Below are 21,244 nucleotides of genomic sequence, written 5' to 3'. Positions count from 1 at the left end.
CTATATTTCTTGCGCTGCTGCGCGGTGGCGCAAGAGCGAACGTCTTGTTGGAAGCAGCTCCAAAGCTTCTTCTCGCCGAATTCCCCACGTCTGCAGGGCGGGGGCAATTGAGGTGATCCACGCTTGACTTTGTGCCAGAGCAGACTGATAGCTGCTAAAAGCTGTCTCATCCGCGAACGAAGCGAACCAGACGAAGACGTTTTCCCCTTCGCGCACGGGCAAAGCTGGATAGGTGTTTTCAGATGGTTCGGTCACAAAGCATCCCAAAATCGTCGCCCCTGCCTTACGAAGGAGAGGCACCATGGTGTTTGCAAAGAAATCCACGAAGCGCTGATCAACCGCTGCATCAAAAGCATAGATGGTCGCGCTGATGATCCCTCTCGCCACCTCGGGCGCGTCCTTCGTCGGGCGGTTGGCCGGATCGAGGTGAAAACCAATGGAGACGCGTGCTGGTCTGAGCAAGAAAACGTCGCTCACATCATCGATCGTGTCGTTGGCCGCCGTCCGATACTCCTGCCAGAGCGGACTCACATGGTAGAAATCGTGCAACGCCGCCTGTCGCGTTTGCATATCGGCAAACCCACGCAACCAGACGAAGCGATCAGGGTCGGTGCGATCGCGAAATTGGCCGGGGATGAACGCACCATAGCGCTCTTGCTCCTCAATAAAATAGTCATCAAATAAGGTGGCGAACTCATCGCGTCTCCCCGGATGGTGAACATATTGGCGCAGTTCTATAATAGGACACCATGTCTCCTCGGCTTGCTCTGGAGCGTGCCTCGCATTCGTGTCCAGTTCTATCGGCGCTTCAGTCTGTGTTTCTTTTGACATTCCGCTCAATCCTTTCAAGGATGGCAAGGACGAATGATGCCTCGCGTCCCTGTGATAGCTAGCAATCAGCTGGCTTGACACAAGAATACCATTGCGCTATCGTTAGCACAAGAACGCACTAAAAAGGTAGATACTCTCCTGGAGGAAAGTATGTATGGGAACACATGTAGAAGCCCGCTTCTTTCAGTGTCCAGTCGACGCTGGACTGGCATTGATGTCTGGCAAGTGGAAGCCACGCATTTTATGGAAATTGTATCGCTACCAGATCATGCGGTTTGGTCAGTTTAAAAGGATGTTACCCGATATTACCGATAAGATACTCACGCAGCAGTTACGCGAATTAGAAGCGGATGGATTGATTACGCGCAAGGTGTATCCTGTGGTGCCCCCCAAAGTCGAGTACACACTCTCCACCTTTGGCAAGACGCTCGAACCGGTGATCGCGGCCATCGCGACCTGGGGAGAAACACATGAGCAGGAGATTCGATCGCACCTAGAAGCACAGGACGTTGCCCTGCAAGAACAATCATCTTGAGAGCTCTGTGAAGGAAGCAGATACAGAAAAGAAATAATGGTTCAGCTTACCTCTATTTACCACATGGCTGAAGCCGCCAATTGGCCCGCGATCCAGCGGAACGGTCTGCATAGCGCCAGCACACTGCTGGATCAGGCGGACATCATCGGAGAGGACCGGGAACGACTGGAGAAGCTTCAGCGACTGACGCATACCGAACTACCGGGCGGCGTTCAACTGCGAGATCAGCGGCCCATGCCACCAGCGGCCCTGGCAAGTTGCTTGATCGGCATCACCCCATCCGAGTGGTACGCTCTGATCAATGCCCGCGTCTTTTTCTGGCTCGACCCGGCGCGGCTCAATCGGCACCGGGCCGCCTGCGAAGCCCGCCCGCAGGTGGTCCTGACCGTGGATGCGAACAGGCTCGTGGCGGCCTATGCCGGGCAGATTACCGTCACCCCGATCAATACCGGCAATGCGCGCCGTCGACCGGCCAGGCGGGGAGCGGCCACCTTCGTGCCCTACGAGACCTGGGTCACATCCGCCTGGGCCAGTGAAGCCATAAACTTAGGCACCACGCCACGACCATCGTCGCATCCTCCTGTAGAACTAACCGTCGTTGGATCGATCCCAGATATCATGCAATTCGTTATCGGGGTGCAGCATCTGGCCCCTGGCCAACCGTTCACGCCAGCCTAGAGCGGTGAGACGCTCAATCGTGGGCGAGGCGTTCGAAGATCTCCATGGCTTCGGCGGCCGTGGGGACGGTGAGGACGTTTTCGGTGGCGAATTCGTGGGCCTGAGGGTAGCCACTGGCTTCGATGGCTTGGGCGGCGGCCTGCAGGTCGTAGGGGGTGGAGCGGAAGTGGGGTCCCTGTTCATCGAGCAGGAGCCAGTAGGCGCCGGGCTGGTCGGCGTAAGGCATGCCGACGCTGCCAGAATTAATGATGCGCAGGCCCTCGAATGGAATATCAAACTGGACGTGGGTGTGGCCGCAGACCACGGTCGGCGTCTGGACACCAGCGAAGATGGTCGCCAGGCGCTCCTGCGGGGAGTTGGTGGTGAAGATCTCTTCGTCATTGCGCGGCGTGGCGTGGCAGAACAGGACATCACCCAATCCGGAGATGGAGAGCGTAATCTGCTCCGGGAGGTCTGCCAGGAAATCGCGCTGGTCGCGCGTGAACTGGCCAGCCACCCAGCTTGTGATCGCGCGTCCTTCCTCTGACATGGCGGGGCGCAACGGCTGGCCGTCGAAGGCCATAACGACCTCGCGATCACCGTTGCCTCGGATAAAGCGCACGCGGTCGCCGAGCGCGACGAGACGCTCCAATGTCTGAGAAGGCATGGGTCCCGAAACGATATCGCCGCCCACCACGATCAGGTCAGGGTGCTCCTCCTCTAGCTCAGCGAGTACCGCATTCAGCGCGGGCAAGTTGCCGTGGATATCATAGAGTGCCGCAATCTTCATGACTGTTTCTCCTCTTGCTTGCAATAAATTCTATCTATGCTGACACCATAGCAGATGGCCGCGCTACAGCAAAAGGGGATAACTATGCTTATAGCATAGAGGGTCCAACGGCCGAGAGAAATCGGGCGCGAGGTCCGAGCATATGAGGGCGGGCCTCTAGGCTAGCAGTCGTCTTCGTCGTCGGAGCAGCAGGAACAGGATTCGCCGGTGCGGGCTTCGTGCCAGGCTTCGCGGCCTTCGCGCACAATAAAGTAGACGAGGGCGAGTCCGGCCAGGGGATCGGCCCACCACCAGCCGAAGATGCGGTTGAGGAGCAGGCCCAGCAGCAGAGCGAGCGACATGTAGGCGCAGGTGACGCTGCAGGCGGCGTCCGCTTTGAGGGCGGCGCTACCGATGCGCCGGGCGATGCGCAGCTTCCCCTGCCACAGCAGCGGCATAATGATGGCGGCGGCCAGCGCGAGTCCCAATCCCCACCAGGAGGCCTCCGGATGGATCTGCGCCAGCAGGGTCCAGACGCTGTCGACCACGATGTAGGCTGCCAGGGCAAACAGGCCCAGGGCGGTCACCCAGGACGCCCGGCGCTCAGCCAGCTCGACGCGCTCCTCCGATCCACCGCGCTGCTCGACGAGCAGGCGCCACAGCAAGATGCCCCCGGCGATCAGCTCAATGATGCTATCGATGCCGAAACCCTCCAGCGAAACGCTGCGTGAGAGGATGCCCGTGGTCAGGGCGACCGCCGCCTCGATCACCATCCACCCAATGGTAATCAGCTCAATACCGATGCCCAACCGCACCTGATCGCGGCGAGCAGGCGTTGATGATGTAGAGAGAGAACGAGCCATGAAAGATACCACCTCTTGTCGTATATATAGAGCGAGGGCAGGCATCTCCTGTCCATTTTTGCTTATGATAACTATAGATAGGATAAAATGGGAGACCGTCGCTGTCAAGGAGGCTGTATTTGTAGACCTGCTCTTCCTAAATGGAGAGGGGGCTCGGAATTTTTTGACGTTAAAATGAGAAGGTATAAAAATTGCTTGCCATAACACAAAAATGTACCCCGTAGGCGGCCGTAGGTGCCGGGCTCGTCCTCAATACGTTCAACTTTAATTTCGTGCAAAACGAGAAAAGACCACAGTACGTGCGGGGCTTGCCCCCGCTTGCTTGCTTTCCAAAAAGAAAGGCACCTTCAAAGCGATCACGAACGGTTGAATAAGATGCGTCGTATCATGTTTGTTGCTTTTTCGAGCAGCGAGGAAGGAAAGCGGGGGCAAGCCCCGCACGTACTGTGGTTTCTTTTCCTTTTACCTACTCTAAAGTTGAACGTATTGAGGACGAGCCCGGCACCTACGGCCGCCTACAGGGTATACGTTTTCATATTGGGTGGACGTGCGATACGGGGGTGCATTTTCGTGTTGGGCGGGCGTTTGAATATGGGGATACGTTTTCTTGCGTTGAGAGGATAATCGGACGCGAGGTCCGAACATATGGAGGGATTCAGGTATGGGTCGCGTTACTGTTTTTCTGGACGATGGTGGGGTGATGAACGACAATGCGCTGCGCGCACCGCAGTGGCGGCGACTAGTGGGCGAGTTCTTTACGCCACGCCTGGGAGGGACGGCGCAGGCGTGGGCCGAGGTGAACCGGAGTGTGATGGAGCAGATGTTTGAGGCGCAGAACTGGCAACGGCGGCTGGAGGCGGCGTCTGATTACGCCAGCTTCTATCGTCAATATGGGCTGGACTGGTTGGAGGGGATGTGCGCGCGGCTGAATATTTCCTGTCCTGCGGAAGAGGAGTGCATTGCGATGGTCGAGCAGGCCAACGCATTTATCATTCCGCGCGTGCGCTCGGCGTTTGCGGGCGCGGCGCAAGCCATTCGGCGGCTCTACGATGAGGGCTATACGCTGCATACAGCGTCGGGGGAGCCGTCGAATGAGCTGGCCTATTATCTGGAGGGGATGGGGGTGCGGGAATGCTTCGGCAAGCTGTATGGTCCGGACCTGATCGAGACGTTCAAACTCACACCTCGCTATTATGAACGCGTCTTCTCTGATCTTGGCATAGAGCCAGAAGAGGCGCTGATCGTCGATGATCGGCCGGACTGCATCGACCAGGCGGCGCGGCTGGGCGCTCGTACCGTGTTGATTGGTCCTAAAGCACCTGAAAAGTATCGGCCGGATCTGCAGCTGGCAAGCCTGGCCGAGCTGCCGGATCAGATGCACCGCTTCGATTGAGGCATTACTTAAAAACCGGCATGGTTCTTATGCAATGGGATGGCGGAGCACGGTACGCATCTTGTCGGGGGGCGATTCGGCGTAGATCGTTGAGATAGATCTCGTGATGTTTGCCGCGAAAGGCGTGGCCGTGCTCCGTGAAGAAGCGGTCGAGCTTCTCAAGCGTTGACCCTTCGTCCGCGAAGGGGCCGACGTGCATGACCTGGGCCGCCCTGCCCTCGGGGAAAAGTTCCAGGCGTACCTTCTCTAGAGCGCGCAGGCCCGGCTTCTTGCGCCGCGCCTGTCCAAGTGCTTGCGCGAAGCAGGCCGCCGTCACGCAATCGGGCTGCATGATCATCAAAGTCCATTGCCAGTGCTCGCGGGGCGCCTCGCGGCCACCATCGGCCCACCAGAGTCCCTCAAGCGGCATCACGGGATAGTCAAGCGCCGCCTCTTTCTTGAGCAAGAATTTCGCGCTATAGGCGACCGTATACAGCGCCTCGACGGCATCCTTGTATTCCTGTGCCGTATTGGGATCGCCCATCCCATCCAGCATCAGAAACTGCATCGCGGGCACCTCCACGACCTCAACTTCGCGTACAGGAGGGGTATAGAGGTGCTTCAAATCCTTTTTTAGATCCAGCCTGGTTAGCTTCATGTTTGTACTCATATATTCCTACTCTACTATGTAGCTGCACCCCAGAGGGGCAACGACTCAACTCTCATAGGATAACTGATGCTCACTGACATCTTTTGTCAGGGAGTGGAAGGAATGGTAGACTGGATGGAAATCTGGAGCAATCAGAGGGGGATAAGAGATGCGAGCTGATCGTTTGCTGACCATTTTATTGCTGCTGCAGGCACGGGGGCGCATGACGGCCCGCGAACTGGCGGAACGGCTGGAGGTCGCGGAACGGACCATTTATCGAGACCTGCAGGCGCTCGGCCAGGCGGGCATCCCGGTCTACGCGGAGGCCGGGACGGGAGGAGGATACTCGCTCATCGAAGAGTATCAGACGCGCCTGACGGGGCTCACAAAGTCCGAGGTACGCGCGCTGGCGCCATCGCAATCACCTGGACCGCTGCACGACCTGGGGTTAGGATCGGCGCTGGAGGCGGCGTTGCTCAAACTTGAAGCCGCGCTCTCGCCGCACTGGCATGGCGATATGGATACCGTCAAGCGCTCGATCCACCTGGATTCCACCGGCTGGCTGTGGACAAACGAACCGGTCCCGTTTCTATCCCTGCTGAACGAGGCGCTCTGGCTGGGTCAGAAAGTCGAAGTGGACTACTGCCGTCACGATGGGCAGGTGCGCCGGCGCATCATTGATCCCTACGGGTTGGTGGCCAAATCCACCGCCTGGTATCTGGTTGGCGCCGTTGAGGGTCAGGTGCGGCTCTTCCGCGTTTCGCGGGTGCGCGCCGTAACGCTGCTAACGGAAGGGAGTCAGCGCCCGCGCGACTTCGATGTGCGGGCATACTGGGAAACATGGCAGCGTAGCCTTGAGGCTGGCTATACCCCCTATGTTGTGCGCCTGCGCCTGTCGCCAGCAGGCAGTCAGCAACTCTTCGAGAGCGTAGATGAAACGGTACGGCTCTCGATGAGAGAAGAACCGATCCCCGATGAGCAGGGATGGCATCACATCGCGATGACATTTAGCTCGCTACGCCACGCCCAGGCGATTGCCCTGGGCATGGGAAATCTGCTGGAAGTTCTGGAGCCGCTGGAGCTGCGCGAATCCATTCGCGCGCAGGCCCGACAGATCACAGCCCTCTATGATGGTTTGTGACCGCTGACGATGAAGCCGATGGCGCAGAAACGCTACGCATAGAGCTGCATGCCTTTCTCGTTCTTCAACAGCGGGCTTGACGGCAGCCTTCTTTTTCGGATACATTCATGCAAAACAAAGGATGGGATACCATCAATAATCTGACTATCATCCGCAAGCGACCATGCTCGCCCCATCCATCATAGAGACTGGAGACACTATTTGAATACTGCTACACTTATCAAGCGAGGATTATGGCTTGAATATCTGACCCTTGGCTGGAACGTCGTTGGTGTCGTCATCGTCATCATCGCCGCCATCTCGGCTCGCTCGGTCGCCCTGGCGGGCTTCGGGCTGGACTCGCTGATCGAGATATTCGCCTCGGTTGTCGTCGTCTGGCAACTCAGGGGCATCAATCAACAGCGCGAACACCTGGCTCTGCGCCTGATCGGCAGCGCCTTCATCGCCCTCGTCATCTACATCATAGCGCAATTGCTGATCACGCTCCTGACCGGAACACATCCCTCCACCTCAGTCGGAGGGATCGCCTGGATCGCGGCCACCTTCATCGCCATGCTGTTGCTCGCCCTTGGCAAGCGGCTCACCGGACGCCAATTGCAGAACGAGGTCCTGCTGACAGAAGGGCGCGTCACCCTGGTCGATGCCTACCTGGCCGGAGCGGTCTTGCTGGGATTGGTACTCAACGCGCTCTTTGGCTGGTGGTGGGCCGATCCTCTGGCATCGCTCGTCATTGTGTACTACGGAATCAGGGAAGCACTGCATGCCTTGCATGAGAGCGCTTCCCTTGCGCGGAAAGAGGAAGCCTGATGCTGCCGATTATTTTCGCCCTCGGGCTGCTGCTCCTCGGAACGGTCCTGCTGCTGAGAGGAGCCGATTGGTTCATGGACGGTGCAAACGACCTGGCCCGGATGCTCGGGATCAGCGCGCTGGTCATCGGAGTGCTGCTGGCTGGACTGGAGCCGGAGGAGATGCTGACAGCCGCCATCGCGTCCGCGCGTGGCGCGCCCTCCCTCGCGGTGGGCAATGTCGTCGGCACCAACGTGACCATTACCACGATCGCTCTGGGCCTCAGCGCCCTCATCCTGCCCCTGTCCATTCACCGCAGTGTACGGCGGCAGGCCCTCATTGCCACAGTGGTATCGATCATCCCCATCATCTTGCTCGTGTCCGGTATGGCAACCCGGCTGGCAGGGATCTGCCTGCTCATCATCTTTGCTGGCTATACCATCTTCTTATTTCGCACCGATCGAGCGGCGATCGAACGTATGGGCGAACATGACGATGATGACGACGACGACGATGAGCAAGAGCTACCCGGAGATCGACGCCTGCGCTGGAAGCCGCTGCTGCTTACCATTGGCGGACTGGCGGCGATGGCCATCGGTGGTCCCGCAATGGTAGAGGGAGCTTTGCGCCTCGCCAGCATCGCCGGACTGGGCCAGGGAGTAATCGGGGCTACCATCGTCTCGCTCGGCACCGGTGCAGAGATGATCGCATTAGGGATAAGCAGCGCGCGCAAGCGGCAATCCGACATCCTGATCGGGGGCATCCTCGGCTCTTTCGCCTACAACCTGCTCGTCACCCTTGGACTGGCGGCCGCCATCCACCCACTGCCCGTGGACGCACCGATCCGCCTGATCGCCCTGCCCATCATGATCGTAGCCCACCTGGCACTGCTGGCATGTGTCTGGTACGGAAAGATCACGCGCCTGGTGGGGAGCCTGCTCGTTGCCGTTTATATCCTCTACCTGATCATCGTCGTGCTGGCCTAGTACATTTCCACCAGACACGACAGCTTATGTAGCGCTACCCTTTTTCGTAGCAATATGCAGAGCTACGACACCGCCAGTCAGATAGTGAAAACGGACATCCTTCCAGCCATATTTCTCCATGAGCGCCTTGAGTTGGGGAGCGTCGGGAAAGGCGCGCAGAGATTGGGGGAAGTACTGGTAGGCGCTGAGATTCTGGCCGAGCAAGGCACCAAAGAGAGGCGCACAGTTGTAGAAGTAGCCATGGAAGAGCGCGCGCAAGATGGGTTGGGGCGGGTGGCTGACCTCCAGGCAGACGAGCCGACCGCCAGGACGCACAACTCGCCACATCTCCTGTAATCCCTGCTCCAGATCAGTCAGGGTACGTACGAGAAACGAAGAACAGCAGAGATCCACGCTGTTGTCAGGCAGATCGAGCTGCTCTCCATTGCCTACACGCAGTTCGATCCGCGTCCCAAGCCCCTGCAAGTACACTTTCCGCCGTGCCTGTACGAGCATCTCTGGCGTGAGATCAATCCCAATGATGCGTGCCCCGACAGCGGAGACGCGCGTGAGCTCGATGGCAAAATCCGCTGTACCGGTTCCCAAATCCAGAGCAACTTCCCCAGTCCCCACAGCCAGCATCCGCGCTACACGCTTGCGCCACATACCAATCAGACCAAAACTTATCAATATACTCATCGCGTCATAAATCCCCGCAATAGAGCGAAAAGGATTACCCAGAGGCAAAACCTGCTTGCTGACGCCCACCTCAACTCCTTCTGTCTTCATCATGATCGCATATTTTCCTTCCCTGGTTCTATCAAATATCAGGCTCAAGAATGGGTCTTATTCCCGTCACCCTGAGGGCACGTGAGCGTCCCCGCACGCACGTCCGCATTTGTTCATATGTATGTTGGTGCATCGCGCACGCGATGCACCAACATACATATGAACAAATGCAAGTAGATAGCATGACATGCGCATGATGGAATGAGCGGTAGTGCTACTTATAATCTCTGGGGGCAACCTACGCCTGATCATCGTACGCCTGGAAGTTCCAATAAAGTAGAATCAGGCAGGTACACTGAACTTATGCAGCGTAGAAGATGCTATCCAGATTGGGTATTACAACGAAACCTCCTTGCCCGAGTGATCCTTGTCCTCATAGCGTTCATCACCAAGCAACGGGCCAATGATTGTAGCCAGCCGAAGCAGGATTTGTCTCACCGGCGGGAGCCAGAGTACAGGTTGTGCGAGCTTGAGTAGATCGCGGAGAAGGTTAAGCAAAAGCCGGGTGCGCGCCGCGTTTTTGCTCTGATCGATCAGCCAGAAAAGCACCAGGGCCATGTGAGCGCCATAGAGCACAGTGGCGAGATCTTCGTGCAGAGCCTCGCGCGGCGCGTCCTTCGCGCTCTGAATAACTCTCAGATAGCTCTTCCTGGCTCGCTGGCGTATTCCCGCAGTGCTTGCGCCAAACACACCCGCTTTGGAATGTGGATTGAGCGTGGTGCTGAACAGTGCGCTGAATACGTCGCGATGGGGCGCGAGCAATGTGAGCAGTTGGCTGAGAGTCTGATAAAACCGCTCGGCCAGAGAAATAGGCGAAAGCTCGTGTATATACTGGTCGAGTTGCTCGTTCAAGTTTTGATACAGCACCAGGACCAGTTCCTCTTTACTCGCAAAGTAGCGATAGGTCAGCCCTGGCGAATATCCCGCCTCCGCCGCGATTTCGCGCATCGTTGTTTCTTCATAGCCCCTGCCCTTGAACAGGCGCAACGCGCTCTCCAGAATGCGCTGGCGCGCCAGTTCGCCTTTGCGGGTCAGCTTCCCGTCCAACTCTTCGGTCATCTCACCTCTCTCGTGTTTTCTCATGCTCTCTTCTTTTAGAAATAAACGCGTTTACTTTCTTAAAGTGTAGAGCAGTATGGGGAAATTGTCAAGGAAAAATAAACGCGTTTATTTCTAGTGAGGGTCAGCCGAAGCGTTTCCCACAGCTAACATAACCCGGAAATGTCCCCGTAGGGAGCATTTTCGCGTTGGGCTGGCTTCCGATATGGGATACGTTTGAAAGGATACAGTCTCATGTTACATGAGAGTCAAGTTCCGGAAGCTGCATCTGGAATCATGCTCTGAGACATGTGCTGCATTTTCAGATCTCAAAGACCTGGGTCATATCGAAAGCAAATGACGTTCGATCGGCGGAAAATGTGTTCACCAGTAGGCATAGACAATGGCGCGATGGACACGCTTCCCAGTTTCGCTGTACCAGCGGTATGACATCGCGCTCGGGCAACTGATCGGTGAGCGAAGATGTGAGCAAGATCCAAGAAGTTTTTTTTCTTGCCCCCTTTATAGAATAGATATACGTGCAATGTGCAAGAACATCGATGCTCTCCATCGGTCATACCGAATGCAAGAGGAAGAGAAAAAAAGGAAACGCTATGAGAAAAGTTATTGTACTCGAATTCATCACCCTTGATGGCGTCATACAAGCCGTAGGCGGGCCAGAGGAAGATACCAGCGGCGGCTTCGCGTATGGCGGTTGGGTAGCTCACTATGACGACAATGTTGCTGGAACCGTCATACATAAGCAGATGAGTATGCCGTTTGATCTGTTGCTGGGGCGCAAAACCTTTGAAATCTGGGAGCCCTACTGGCCGCAACATGCGGATATATGGCCCGGCGTCATGTCAGCGACCAAGTACGTCGCCTCGAATACCATGACCTCTAGCGAATGGCAGCCCTCCGTATTTTTAGGTGGAGACATTGCGGAAAAAATCAGCCAGCTCAAGCAGCAGGAAGGGCCGAATCTGCACGTGTACGGAAGTGCAAATCTCGTTCAGACGCTGATGAAGCATGATCTGGTCGATGAGTTCTGGCTCAAGATCTACCCACTGACGCTGGGCAGTGGAAAACGCTTGTTTGTCGATGGCACCATTCCAGCGTCGTTCAAGGTGACGGAGAGTCAGGTCTCCCCACATGGCATCATTATCGTGAATTACGAGCGTGCCGGCGCGGTTACAACCGGCACGGTGTCAGAAAGCTAACATTCCTGAAGTCGTTCAGAGAAAAGAAGCAGTACGTGCAGGGCTTGCCCTGCACGTACTGCTTCTTTTCTCTGAACGACTTCAGGAATGCAGGTTTTCAAGAGAGCAAGATTCGAGAAGTTTTTTTCTTTTCCCGCCAGTATACTCTTGATATGCAAGCGTTCACTTGCATATGGTCTTACTATGAATATGGACTTAGTTTTTAAAGCGCTGGCAGACCCGACCAGAAGAAAGATTCTTGATGAGCTTTCTGAACGCGATGGGCAGACACTGTTCGAGCTGTGTTCGCGCTTACTGATGCGACACCAGATCGCATCAACAAGGCAGGCTATATCGCAACACCTGGCGCTACTGGAGGACGCCAATCTGGTGACGATCAAACGCCAGGGGCGATATAAGTTCCACTACATCAACAGGGAACCATTAAACGCCATTGTGCGGCGTTGGATGGAGAGAAACGAGGAGGAACCATGAGGATTTACATCACGAGCATCCCTATAGCTGACTACGACCAGGCTCTTACCTTCTACACCGAAATACTGGGCTTTCAAAAGAAGAGAGACATCGAATTGGGCCCTGGCGCGCGCTTTATTACCGTGGTCTCTCCTGAAGAACCTGATGGCGCCGAGCTCCTGCTGGAGCCAAATGCCAGCTATCCTGGCATGAAAGCCTTGCGCGAAGCATTAGCGGAAGATGGGATTCCCATTACGTCGTTTGCGGTCGATGATATCCAGGCCGAGTATGAACGCCTGCTGAAGCTAGGGGTGACATTTACACAACAACCGTTAAGCCAGGGCGGACCAGCGACGGCCGTCTTTGACGATACCAATGGCAATCTCATTCAAATCGTCGAGTTAAAGAAGGGAGAATAGAGGTAACCCTACGGGTAACGCCGATCATCGATGGGGACCGGGCCTTTGTCGAATGGTGGGCTTCCTTCGACTGTGATCCATCCGAGCACGATCACTGGACGGCGTTCTACGTCCAGGCATTTGCCAGATGGTTAGAGCCACTACGTGCTACGCTGCAAGGATGAAAGCCCACCGGGGAAGCTGAACACAATGAGCAGAAGCTTCATCGTGTTCAGGTCAATAGATGTCGCCCTGGATGACCTCGTAGAGGACGACGGCGGCGGCGATCGAGACGTTGAGGGAGTCGCTGCTGCCGCGCATAGGGATGCTGACGACGAGGTCGCAGGCCGCCTGCTGCTCGGCAGAGAGGCCATGGCGCTCGCTACCCATGAGCAGGATGGCCGCTTCAGGATAGCTAATCAGCTTATAATGCGCGGACGCCGCGTCGGAGGTGCCGATGACGGTGTAGCCGTGGCGCCGCTTCCAGTCCACAAAGGTCTGGAACGAGGCACGGACGAGCCGCCGGGTGAAGATGGCGCCCCGGCTGGCACGCAGGGCGGCCAGGTCATAGGGATCGGTCGTATGATCCAGCAGCAGCACACCACGGCAGCCGGTGGCGTCACAGGTGCGCAGGATCGTGCCCAAGTTGCCGGGATCCTGGATAGCCTCCAGAGCCAGCCAGTAATCGCCCCGCGCCAGCTTCACCTGCTCCAGAGACTCCCAGCGCTGCTCAACCACGGCGGCGATCCCCTGGTGCGCGAACTTGAATGAGAAGGACTCCAGCACGTCGACGCTGACATACAGGCAGGAGCCGCCCCGCCGCCGATAGTCCTCAAACAGATCCCAGGCCCGCTGGCCCTTCAGCGCCTCGGGAGCAACAAGCAGCTGACGCACCAGACCCGGTCGCCGCAGCGCCTCCAGCGCCAGGTGCAGACCCTCAACCAGGGCCAGCCCGCTGCTCTCGCGCTCGGAGCGCTTCAGAAGGGCACGCAGCTCTCTGATCTTTGGATTGTTTCTACTGGTGATGATTAGGGCGGAATCGTTCGTGAGTGCGGAGCGATCACGCTGTCCGGTCAGAGAATGCGGATGTTGTTTTGCCATGAGATAAACCAGCCTTCCAGAATGCAATGAGTTGACAACGTCAAAGATTCTGGCCAGCCTCTGCCTGGCAAAATGGGACCCTGTGTGCCGCGCAACATAAAAATGGGGATGGGATGAGATGGGAGAGGTGGCCAGAACGTGGTGAGCCTGGCCCAGGCACACAAAAGAGGAGGGTAAGGAGAAAGGTAAAGCAGCACGCACCGATGCGTTCAGACTACATCGGTGGACTTACTCTTCGTATTGAATCACGCCTCCTTGTAAGCTCTGCAATCAGGCTCGCAAGGAGGCAGGGACATTAGCCCGTACAATGCGCAAATAAAGTGTATTCATGATCCAAATGTACCATACTGAACCATTACTGTCAATAGGCCAAACAATCCCAACGAATTCTAAATGTTTTTCCGCCACTTCAGTAGTGTTATATGTGTGTTGCTTTTCCGGTGACACTCCTGTCCCCTAAAGGGTGACAGGCTTCTCAGCATCGTCGGAGCGGTAGCCTGCCTCCGAAGAGACCACGTCTGCAACGTGTGGGTGAGGCCCAGACTGACTGAGACAACCAAGGGGCGTGCCTGCCCTACTACTCCAGTTCCTGTTTACGCAGGGCGGAGATACGTACACGAACGAGGAAAGGGTACCCGTTCACCAAAGGTGATAGCATGCATATTGATCGAACCAACAAGGTCGCGGTGTCCAGAGAACCCACAGGCCTTACAGATCCACTGCCTGTTTCTCGGCTTATGTTTATGCCCACATGCAGGACACTGGCTACTTGTTCCTCGTTCGGAGCCAGTGAAGCACTCGATGTGGGCCTGTTTGGCTTTGTGGGTCAGATAGTCGATATCTTTTCCGTACTCCCACAAGCTCATACGCTGGTTGTGGTGGCGTCCATGGTTCTTCGTGCGCACCCCATGAGGGTTGCCAATGAAGAGAGTCCCAACGTGGTGCTCAACACAGAAATCGATCACTTTGTGGGTGGCTTGATGACGCTGGTCACGAATGCGGCGCTCTGCTCGTCGAGATTGCTTGTTTTTTGCTCGTTGCAACTTCTTCCAACTACGGGAGTGTTTAGCGCAACGGGCCTGCTTCTTGCTGATGGTGCGCAACGCTTTGGTGCGCCCTCGTTTGAGCGAGCGAATGCCGCGCCCGGTGACGATGATGGCCTCACTCGTATTGGTCGTGACGGCCGCAAGATGAATCTCTCCAAGGTCGACCGTAGCATGGCCATTCCCGGGAGCTTCTTCGGTTTGTGGAACCTCGACGCTCACATGCAGTTCATAGCCACTGCTCCACACCAGTATCACCGACCGACTGTGTTCAGGCAGTTCGACTGGCAACACCAACGAGTCACGCCCGCGTCCCATGGGCAACACCACGCGCTTTCCTTCTCTGGATACCGCTTGTGCAGGCCAGGAGACAGGGTAGAACTGCTTTTCTTTGTAGGGATAGCGCATTCGCATTTTGGGATGCGACTGATGAATTTGCCGGGTGGTCTCTACATTGGCAAGAAAGACATGCGTGACCATCTGAACCGACTGGCTATGAAGGGCAAAGCGTCCCTTGGTGGCTTTCTGCAACGCATCGCGTCCGGGCCACTTCGTATGCTGCATACGCGCTTGCAGATGCAGCGCAACGCACACATTCCAGACCAGCGCCGCTTCTTGCTGTGCGGCACGCAATCGCTGATAGTGCTTTGCAGGCAAGTGCTGTAATCGGTAGATTTTGACGGTGTTCATGTGCTATAGTGTACCACATAATAAGAGCAATCGACGATCGAGGAGAGCGGGAGCTACTGTGACGCAGCAAACAGGTCGGAACATGTGTCTTCATATTTTGAGATGAAGGAGCAGAAAAATGGATCGACAAGCGACAACTTTTTTTCAACGCTTCCAGCCGGGGGATCGCGCTGCGCTGAGGCAGCAGATTGAACAGGATTATGAGGAATTGGAGCAGGCACGCACTGATGGTGATGAACGTCGTCAGCTGGAGTGCTTGAGCCGCCTCGGACACCGTCTCACCATGCTGGGTGAGGAGAAAGAGGCCGCCCCGCTGCTGGGGCAGGCGTTCGCGCTGGCGCGGCTGGTGGGAGATCAGCGCCTGGAGGTCGTCAATCTTCTGCACCTGGCTACAGCACAGCAGTATCTCGGCCAGCGTCACGAGGCACAGGATCTGTTCCAGCAGGCGCTACAGAAGGCCAGGGATTATCACCAGGAGCAATACGAGGACGCCATCCTCCAGCACCAGGGCAGCTGCTATGCCGAGCAGGGCATGAACTTACAGGCACGCACCTGCTTCGAACAGGCATTAGACCTGAGGCAGCAGAGAGGCGATCCACACGCCATCGAGGCTACCCGGCAATCGCTCGCCGCGTTGAAGGCGCTCGAATAGCCTATATTTATATGATCGAGCGTGAGAAAACCCCTGTGCTTCAGCCGGGAGAGGGTGTCAATCTGGGGACAGATGGGGCCAGAAAAATCTCAGTGCAGCGCTAAAAGAGAAAGAACGTGCTTGATAAGATAATCTACGCCTGGGGACTGATGAGCGATCATGGTAATCTGTCCCCAGCGGTATTCGATGTCTGATAACAATCGTGCACGCGTAGACCTCGCACGCCACGTATTTTTGTGCGCATTCCCGGACTTGTGTAGATCCATTGTCGGACACCGACTTCCAGGCCATGCGCGGCCAGCGCCTGAGATAAGCTTTTCGCCTTCTTTGGTTCGTAGCCATGTGCCGCGCACCAGTTTGCATAGGAGGTCATGACATCACTATTGGCGGCCCAGGCGCCCTCCACTTTTGGCCACATTGCGCCAGCCACAATCCAGCTGTGTCTTCTTCTAGTAGTTGTGCCCGTGAAGGATAGGAGCCTGCTTTCGGAGTATGAGGTCCCCAACCTTCGTGCTGCTGCCACTGATCCAGTAGCTGCTCCAGTTTGCGAGGCGTGTCGGCTTCCTCCAGCGGCGTATACACAGTGATTTTGAGATCCGGCGTATCAAAGACCTGAAAGGTGAGGCGTTCAAACACGAGCAGCCCCACCTGTGGATGATTGAGCGCTTTCCGCCCTTCTTGTCCACTCCGGACTTCATGATCAGGCCACCAGGCGCGAAATTCAGGACTGGCGAGCATGAGATCATGGATCAACTCCGTCAGTTGGGCGTCTCCAGGATAACGACCACACATGCTTCGGAATTGTGCTAAGAGATGGCGCGCATCTTCTTCCCAGTTGACGATGAATTGCCGGGCCTGTGGATTGGTGAAGACGTTCCAGATGGTATTGCGTTCACGGGGGGCGGTCCTGTGGCGGTAATCGCCAAAGATCGCGCACCCGGCATCGTTCCAGGCCAGGATATCCCAACGTCTTCCAGACACAAAGGCTGGACGAGAGTCAAACTGATCAAGGAAACGTTGTAGCGCTGGACTCACGATCTCGGGTTCCAATAACAGCGTCGGCGGTGGTTGTTGCTGGGCCAGGAGGAAGAGATGGGTTCTTTCATTGGCATCCAGGCGCAACGCCTGCACCAGGCGTTCTAAGACCTGCGTTGATGGCGTGATAGGACGTCCCTGCTCCAACCAGGTGTACCAATCCACGCTTACACCAACCATCTGTGCCACTTCCGCTCGTCTGAGTCCAGGCGTTTTGCGCCTGCTTCCTCGCGGCAGTCCCACCTCTTCAGGCGTCAGCCTGGCCCTGCGCGTCCGCAGAAAATCTCCCAGCTCGTGCAAGCGATATTTTTGCTGCCGCTGATCGACCATGCTAACCTCCTTCATCCTGGTATCTGCAAAAAGCAACAATTAAAACAAGAAGTACGATTCCTATGATTATCGCTCATCTTGTTCTAGGATTCTCTTCAGTATACCATACTCTTAACGCTACGGGTGAAGTACCCGTAGGCAGTCGAGTGAAAGGCAAGGTAAAACACCATGGATTTAAGACTGGCGGGCAAGAGGGCATTAGTGACCGGATCGAGCTCCGGCATCGGCGAGGAGATCGCGAAGCTACTGGCCGCGGAGGGCGCTACGATCGTGGTACACGGTCGCGATGAAGGCCGGGCCAGCGCGGTCGCCGAGGCGATCCGCGCCACAGGAGGGGGAGCCGAGGTCGCTCTTGGTGATCTCACCACCGACGACGGGGCTGACGCGGTCGCCGCCGCGGCGCTCGCTGGCGGGCCAATTGATATTCTGGTCAACAATGCTGGCTTCATCGGCTACCTCTCATGGACGGAGGCGACGGCTGTGGACTGGGCTCAGACATACAACACCAACGTGATTTCTAGCGTACGAATGATTCAGCGTCTTGTAGCGCAAATGCGTGAGCGACACTGGGGGCGAGTTATCCAGATCGGAGGCGGCCTATCGCAGCAACCGATCGCGATCATGCCGCACTACAACGCATCGTTGGCGGCCCGCCATAACCTTGCGGTGTCCCTCGCACGTGAACTGAAAGGGACCGGCGTAACATCAAACGTCGTGGCACCCGGCGCGATCCTTGCAAACGAGGCGATTCGGGCGCAGCTCACCCATATGGGCCAGTCTCATGGCTGGGGCGAAACGTTGGAGGAGATCGAACACAACTATACGCTTGCTATGGCTCCCAATGACGTGGGTCGCCTCGGTCGGCCAGAGGAGATCGCGGCGGCAGTAGCCTACCTGGCTAGCCCGCTCGCCGATTACGTGAGCGGCGCCACGATCCGCGTCGACGGCGGCACGGTGCGCACCGTTATCTAAGCCCGCGACGATAGCTGCAGGAACGGGCTCGCCTCAATACTTTCGACTTTAGCACAGGCAAAAAGAAACACGACCACAGTACGTGCGGGGCTTGCCCTCGCTTGCTCGCCGCTCGAAAAAGCAACCAACAGGATGCGATGCATCGCATGCAACCGCTCTTGGTCACTTTGAAGGTACCGTTCCCTGTGGGATGCAAGCAAGCGGGAGCAAGCCCCGCACGTACTGCTTCTCTTTTTATTCCTGCATATTCTTAGTTGAAGGTATTGGGGGCAAGCCCGGCACCTATAGCAGGAGGTCGCCGACGTCGTTGCGGGGGATCTTCTCGTTGTCCTGGTAGACATACTTGAACTTGCGGAAGTTGTCGGCGAAGAGGAGCAGGTCGTCGTTGGTGACCCATTGATCGATGGCGCCCGGAGTATCACAGTCCTGCAGTTCGACCGGCAAAGAATCACGCAGGGCGGCCTGCACATCCGCGAATGAAACGCTCATCTGTCCTCGGCTATATGCAGAGGGCGGCAGGAGCTGGCAGGGGCGCGTGATCTCAAGGCGCCGCTGCTCTTCATATAAGAGCGAGAGGGCTTCTTCCAATAGAAGGACGGACTGCCCCAGGTCGTCGAGCACCAGGCAGGATTCCAGGCGCGGCCCTACCTCCCCGGCGAGGCGCGGCAGAGCATAGAACTCGCGCGAGAACCACTTCATGGTGCCGGGACAGTAGGCGCGGTTGAGCAGGAAGGTCAGGCGCACCACGTGCTCGACCACTTTATAGAGCATTATCCTGGCCGATAGCGTATCGCCGCGCGCCGCGCACAGGCCGACCACGTCGTAATCCTTGATCTTCTCCCAGGCGTAGGACAGCTTGTAGCGCCAGACGTCATCCGGCAGATAGGCGAACTCCTCGCGCACGGCCGTGATGTCGCCCACCGGATCAACGAAGATCCTGCCACGGGTCAGCTCCAGCAGCTTCTGCTCGGGGATGCAGAGCCAGTCGAACGGGGTGAGCTCCAGATGGGTCAAGCCATACTGCAGCTTAAGGTAGCGCGTGACGGTGGTGATGGCCACATGGTGAAAACCTTCCTCCTCAGAGGGAGCGGGCACCAGGCAGCCGGCCTCCTCATCGAAGCGGAAGCGGGTCGCGTAGCCCCGAAAAGAGGCGGGCAACTGCTCATTGAGCGTCATATTGAGCCGCTCCGCGTAACGCGCGTAGTCCCGCTCGTCCAACCAGAGGATGCAGCGCGGCCCCCATTCGTGATCGCGCGACCACTCGTCGTCGTGCCCCAGCACATCCGAGCCATAGCCCAGCAGTCCCGCCGCGTAGCGATCGTCCAGCGGCGGAAACTTCCGCTCGATGATCGGCAAGACCGCGTGAAAGAAAAAGCTCTCAGCCAGCTCCAGACCCTTCATGTGACAACCCTCCTGCATGAGTTTATATAAATACAGCAAGAGCATCTTAAAGCAATGGATGCAACATTGCAATATCATCCACAATATGCGAACACAAAGAACACGAAGCCGTATGGGCCGGGCTCGCTTGAGTTTGACAGCCATAAACCTACGCGATACGCTGACGAGCAGGAAATCTTATCACTATAAGAAATGCACAGCTAGCAAGGAGCGTCGATATCCGATTAGCGGCCGGCAGATGTAAAATCGGTCAACCGGTTGCTATGATACATTCAGGAGATGATGATGGGAGAAGCAGCCACGTATGAGGAGGCGCAGGCGCGCGTAGAGGAGCTCACGCAGCGGATACGTGAGCTCGATGCCATAATGGAGCAAAAGATCGATCAGATGCTGGATCAGGAGAGCCTGTGGGGAACCTGGGCGGTCCTCAACCGCCGCGAGGCCCTGGTCAGGGAGCAGCAGAAACTGATAAACCAGTGGAACGCGGCCATCAACGATCTGCTGCGCTTCCTGCCGGGCTCCGCGCCCGAGCGGTACATCCGGCCATCGGTGGCCGGATTCTAGCCGCTGCGCGGCACGCGAGATGAGGGATGATTGACGGCCCCCTGTGGGGTGAGACCCTGGAAGACCTGCAGGATGTTGTGGGCGGCCTCCAGCTCGATGGCCAGGCGCACCTCGTCCACGGCCGTACCGAGGTGAGGGGTGAAAAAGGTGTGGGACACATCGTCCAGCAGGGATTGGGGGATGGCGCGGGGCCGCTGCGGCAGCGCCCAATCCTCCAGCTCGAAGACGTCGGCGGCATAGCCACCCAGGTTTCCAGCGGCCAGGGCTTCGGCCACGGCCTGCTCGTCAACCAGGGAGCCGCGCGCCGGGACGCAACCGGGCCAGGGTATGCGCGGTAAAGAAGTGCAGCGTCTGCTCAAGCAGGTGCAATACCTCATCGTGAACACGATGGGTCACCACCACCTTCGGCTTGTTCTCACTCATGCTCTTCTACTCATTTCTAAGCTGTACTCAAAACTAGCTACTACTGCGTATCATATATAATCACGGTTGCGTGCGTGCCAGAGTTATGCCTGTCAGCGGTAAGGCGCACAGCCAAACCAGCCAGAGACGCAGCACCGCGAGAAACATATCACATCCTGGCGCGGTGGTAGATATGCCGGCCAGTTGATATAACGAATCGAGGAGCATCATGCTAAAAAAAGCACCAACGTATGAAGAAGCGCTGGCACGAGTCGACGAGCTGTCCGCTCGCATACATGAACTTGATGATATGATGGGTCAGAAGATCAACCAGTTTCTGAATGAGGATGGACTGGGCGCGAGCTGGTCAGCCCTCAATCAACGCGAGTCGCTGGGCCGAGAGCAAAAAAGAGTCATCGGTCAGTGGTACCAGGCCGTAAACGACCTGATGCTCTTCCCACCCTCCCAGCACGAAGAACGGCACGGGCACCCCGCCGAGGCACGATTCTAGGCCCACGAAAAAACGTCACCGTAGGTTCGGCCCTTGCGGCCGATTTCCTCTCGACGCGCGAAAACACATCTTAAACA

The 21,244-nt window shown here is 57.0% G+C and carries 25 protein-coding genes; 13 read left to right on the top strand and 12 right to left on the bottom strand.

Annotated features, from left to right (window positions below):
• Positions 1–831 carry an NIPSNAP family protein gene (locus AABA21_RS35665; protein WP_338257567.1) on the bottom strand — a complete coding sequence of 277 codons (831 nt, stop codon included), beginning with the start codon at positions 829–831 and terminating at the stop codon, positions 1–3.
• Between the two features lie 154 nt (positions 832–985).
• Here AABA21_RS35665 and AABA21_RS35660 point away from each other — a divergent pair, with 154 nt between their 5' ends.
• Both AABA21_RS35660 and AABA21_RS35655 read left to right on the top strand, forming a co-directional pair.
• Positions 986–1,366 carry a winged helix-turn-helix transcriptional regulator gene (locus tag AABA21_RS35660; RefSeq protein ID WP_338257565.1) on the top strand — a complete coding sequence of 127 codons (381 nt, stop codon included), beginning with the start codon at positions 986–988 and terminating at the stop codon, positions 1,364–1,366.
• 36 nt (positions 1,367–1,402) lie between these two features.
• The gene (locus AABA21_RS35655) at positions 1,403–2,044 is read left to right on the top strand and encodes a DUF7002 family protein (protein WP_338257563.1); all 642 of its coding nucleotides are present in this window, start codon (positions 1,403–1,405) and stop codon (positions 2,042–2,044) included.
• Positions 2,045–2,057: 13 nt separating this feature from the next.
• Here the strand turns inward: AABA21_RS35655 and AABA21_RS35650 are convergent, their stop codons facing one another.
• Together AABA21_RS35650 and AABA21_RS35645 are read right to left on the bottom strand one after the other, a co-directional pair.
• Positions 2,058–2,813, bottom strand: coding sequence for a metallophosphoesterase family protein (locus AABA21_RS35650; protein WP_338257561.1), 756 nt, complete (start codon positions 2,811–2,813; stop codon positions 2,058–2,060).
• A 161-nt stretch (positions 2,814–2,974) separates the two neighbouring features.
• The gene (locus AABA21_RS35645; RefSeq protein WP_338257559.1) at positions 2,975–3,655 is read right to left on the bottom strand and encodes a cation efflux transmembrane domain-containing protein; all 681 of its coding nucleotides are present in this window, start codon (positions 3,653–3,655) and stop codon (positions 2,975–2,977) included.
• A gap of 661 nt (positions 3,656–4,316) precedes the next feature.
• Between AABA21_RS35645 and AABA21_RS35640 the strand changes: the two genes are divergently transcribed.
• Entirely contained in the window at positions 4,317–5,048 is a 732-nt protein-coding gene (locus tag AABA21_RS35640; RefSeq protein ID WP_338257558.1) for an HAD family hydrolase, read from the top strand.
• A 4-nt stretch (positions 5,049–5,052) separates the two neighbouring features.
• On the opposite strand, the gene AABA21_RS35635 is transcribed toward AABA21_RS35640, so the two are convergent.
• Entirely contained in the window at positions 5,053–5,697 is a 645-nt protein-coding gene (locus tag AABA21_RS35635) for a GyrI-like domain-containing protein (RefSeq protein ID WP_338257556.1), read from the bottom strand.
• A gap of 148 nt (positions 5,698–5,845) precedes the next feature.
• Here AABA21_RS35635 and AABA21_RS35630 point away from each other — a divergent pair, with 148 nt between their 5' ends.
• The 3 genes from AABA21_RS35630 to AABA21_RS35620 all read left to right on the top strand — a co-directional run bounded on the left by AABA21_RS35630 (position 5,846) and on the right by AABA21_RS35620 (position 8,589).
• Complete coding sequence (locus AABA21_RS35630; RefSeq protein ID WP_338257555.1) at positions 5,846–6,817, top strand: helix-turn-helix transcriptional regulator; 972 nt, start codon at positions 5,846–5,848, stop codon at positions 6,815–6,817.
• A gap of 201 nt (positions 6,818–7,018) precedes the next feature.
• On the top strand, positions 7,019–7,624 hold the full coding sequence (locus tag AABA21_RS35625) for a cation efflux transmembrane domain-containing protein (protein ID WP_338257554.1): 606 nt from the start codon (positions 7,019–7,021) through the stop codon (positions 7,622–7,624).
• A complete protein-coding gene (locus AABA21_RS35620; RefSeq protein WP_338257552.1) occupies positions 7,624–8,589 on the top strand; it encodes a sodium:calcium antiporter in 966 nt (321 codons plus the stop codon). The genes AABA21_RS35625 and AABA21_RS35620 overlap by 1 nt, the downstream gene beginning before the upstream one ends.
• 24 nt (positions 8,590–8,613) lie before the next feature.
• Here AABA21_RS35620 and AABA21_RS35615 read toward each other — a convergent pair whose 3' ends face one another.
• Both AABA21_RS35615 and AABA21_RS35610 read right to left on the bottom strand, forming a co-directional pair.
• A complete protein-coding gene (locus AABA21_RS35615) occupies positions 8,614–9,360 on the bottom strand; it encodes a ubiquinone/menaquinone biosynthesis methyltransferase (protein ID WP_338257550.1) in 747 nt (248 codons plus the stop codon).
• Between the two features lie 333 nt (positions 9,361–9,693).
• On the bottom strand, positions 9,694–10,440 hold the full coding sequence (locus AABA21_RS35610) for a TetR/AcrR family transcriptional regulator (RefSeq protein WP_338257549.1): 747 nt from the start codon (positions 10,438–10,440) through the stop codon (positions 9,694–9,696).
• Between the two features lie 569 nt (positions 10,441–11,009).
• Between AABA21_RS35610 and AABA21_RS35605 the strand changes: the two genes are divergently transcribed.
• The 3 genes from AABA21_RS35605 (at position 11,010) to AABA21_RS35595 (ending at position 12,487) form a co-directional block, all read left to right on the top strand.
• Complete coding sequence (locus AABA21_RS35605; RefSeq protein ID WP_338257548.1) at positions 11,010–11,615, top strand: dihydrofolate reductase family protein; 606 nt, start codon at positions 11,010–11,012, stop codon at positions 11,613–11,615.
• A 183-nt stretch (positions 11,616–11,798) separates the two neighbouring features.
• The gene (locus tag AABA21_RS35600) at positions 11,799–12,089 is read left to right on the top strand and encodes an ArsR/SmtB family transcription factor (RefSeq protein WP_338257547.1); all 291 of its coding nucleotides are present in this window, start codon (positions 11,799–11,801) and stop codon (positions 12,087–12,089) included.
• Positions 12,086–12,487, top strand: a complete 402-nt coding sequence (locus AABA21_RS35595) for a VOC family protein (protein ID WP_338257545.1) — start codon at positions 12,086–12,088, stop codon at positions 12,485–12,487. Before AABA21_RS35600 ends, AABA21_RS35595 begins: the two co-directional genes overlap by 4 nt.
• Before the next feature lie 216 nt (positions 12,488–12,703).
• On the opposite strand, the gene AABA21_RS35590 is transcribed toward AABA21_RS35595, so the two are convergent.
• Both AABA21_RS35590 and AABA21_RS35585 read right to left on the bottom strand, forming a co-directional pair.
• Complete coding sequence (locus tag AABA21_RS35590) at positions 12,704–13,567, bottom strand: TrmH family RNA methyltransferase (RefSeq protein ID WP_338257544.1); 864 nt, start codon at positions 13,565–13,567, stop codon at positions 12,704–12,706.
• Between the two features lie 593 nt (positions 13,568–14,160).
• Complete coding sequence (locus AABA21_RS35585; protein WP_338257543.1) at positions 14,161–15,300, bottom strand: RNA-guided endonuclease InsQ/TnpB family protein; 1,140 nt, start codon at positions 15,298–15,300, stop codon at positions 14,161–14,163.
• A gap of 118 nt (positions 15,301–15,418) precedes the next feature.
• Between AABA21_RS35585 and AABA21_RS35580 the strand changes: the two genes are divergently transcribed.
• Positions 15,419–15,952: a tetratricopeptide repeat protein gene (locus AABA21_RS35580; protein ID WP_338257542.1), complete on the top strand. Its 534-nt coding sequence runs from the start codon at positions 15,419–15,421 to the stop codon at positions 15,950–15,952.
• Positions 15,953–16,321: 369 nt separating this feature from the next.
• Here the strand turns inward: AABA21_RS35580 and AABA21_RS35575 are convergent, their stop codons facing one another.
• The gene (locus AABA21_RS35575; protein ID WP_338257541.1) at positions 16,322–17,317 is read right to left on the bottom strand and encodes a helix-turn-helix transcriptional regulator; all 996 of its coding nucleotides are present in this window, start codon (positions 17,315–17,317) and stop codon (positions 16,322–16,324) included.
• 168 nt (positions 17,318–17,485) lie between these two features.
• Between AABA21_RS35575 and AABA21_RS35570 the strand changes: the two genes are divergently transcribed.
• A complete protein-coding gene (locus AABA21_RS35570; protein ID WP_338257540.1) occupies positions 17,486–18,289 on the top strand; it encodes an SDR family NAD(P)-dependent oxidoreductase in 804 nt (267 codons plus the stop codon).
• Between the two features lie 282 nt (positions 18,290–18,571).
• Here the strand turns inward: AABA21_RS35570 and AABA21_RS35565 are convergent, their stop codons facing one another.
• Positions 18,572–19,690 (bottom strand): DUF4037 domain-containing protein, encoded by a 1,119-nt coding sequence (locus AABA21_RS35565; RefSeq protein WP_338257538.1) that lies wholly within the window; start codon positions 19,688–19,690, stop codon positions 18,572–18,574.
• Positions 19,691–19,969: 279 nt separating this feature from the next.
• On the opposite strand from AABA21_RS35565, the gene AABA21_RS35560 reads away from it, so the two are divergent.
• The gene (locus AABA21_RS35560) at positions 19,970–20,254 is read left to right on the top strand and encodes a hypothetical protein (protein ID WP_338257537.1); all 285 of its coding nucleotides are present in this window, start codon (positions 19,970–19,972) and stop codon (positions 20,252–20,254) included.
• Here AABA21_RS35560 and AABA21_RS35555 read toward each other — a convergent pair.
• On the bottom strand, positions 20,251–20,529 hold the full coding sequence (locus tag AABA21_RS35555; RefSeq protein ID WP_420917185.1) for a Rossmann-fold NAD(P)-binding domain-containing protein: 279 nt from the start codon (positions 20,527–20,529) through the stop codon (positions 20,251–20,253). The two genes, AABA21_RS35560 and AABA21_RS35555, sit on opposite strands and share 4 nt — an antisense overlap.
• Positions 20,530–20,539: 10 nt before the next feature.
• Positions 20,540–20,677 carry a hypothetical protein gene (locus AABA21_RS35550; protein WP_338257536.1) on the bottom strand — a complete coding sequence of 46 codons (138 nt, stop codon included), beginning with the start codon at positions 20,675–20,677 and terminating at the stop codon, positions 20,540–20,542.
• A 208-nt stretch (positions 20,678–20,885) separates the two neighbouring features.
• On the opposite strand from AABA21_RS35550, the gene AABA21_RS35545 reads away from it, so the two are divergent.
• Positions 20,886–21,167 (top strand): hypothetical protein, encoded by a 282-nt coding sequence (locus tag AABA21_RS35545; RefSeq protein ID WP_338257535.1) that lies wholly within the window; start codon positions 20,886–20,888, stop codon positions 21,165–21,167.
• The last annotated feature ends 77 nt before the right edge of the window (positions 21,168–21,244 follow it).

The organism is Dictyobacter halimunensis, from assembly GCF_036245075.1.
The sequence above is the reverse complement of the archived record's forward strand: the minus strand, read 5'-3'. Positions and strand labels throughout refer to the sequence as shown.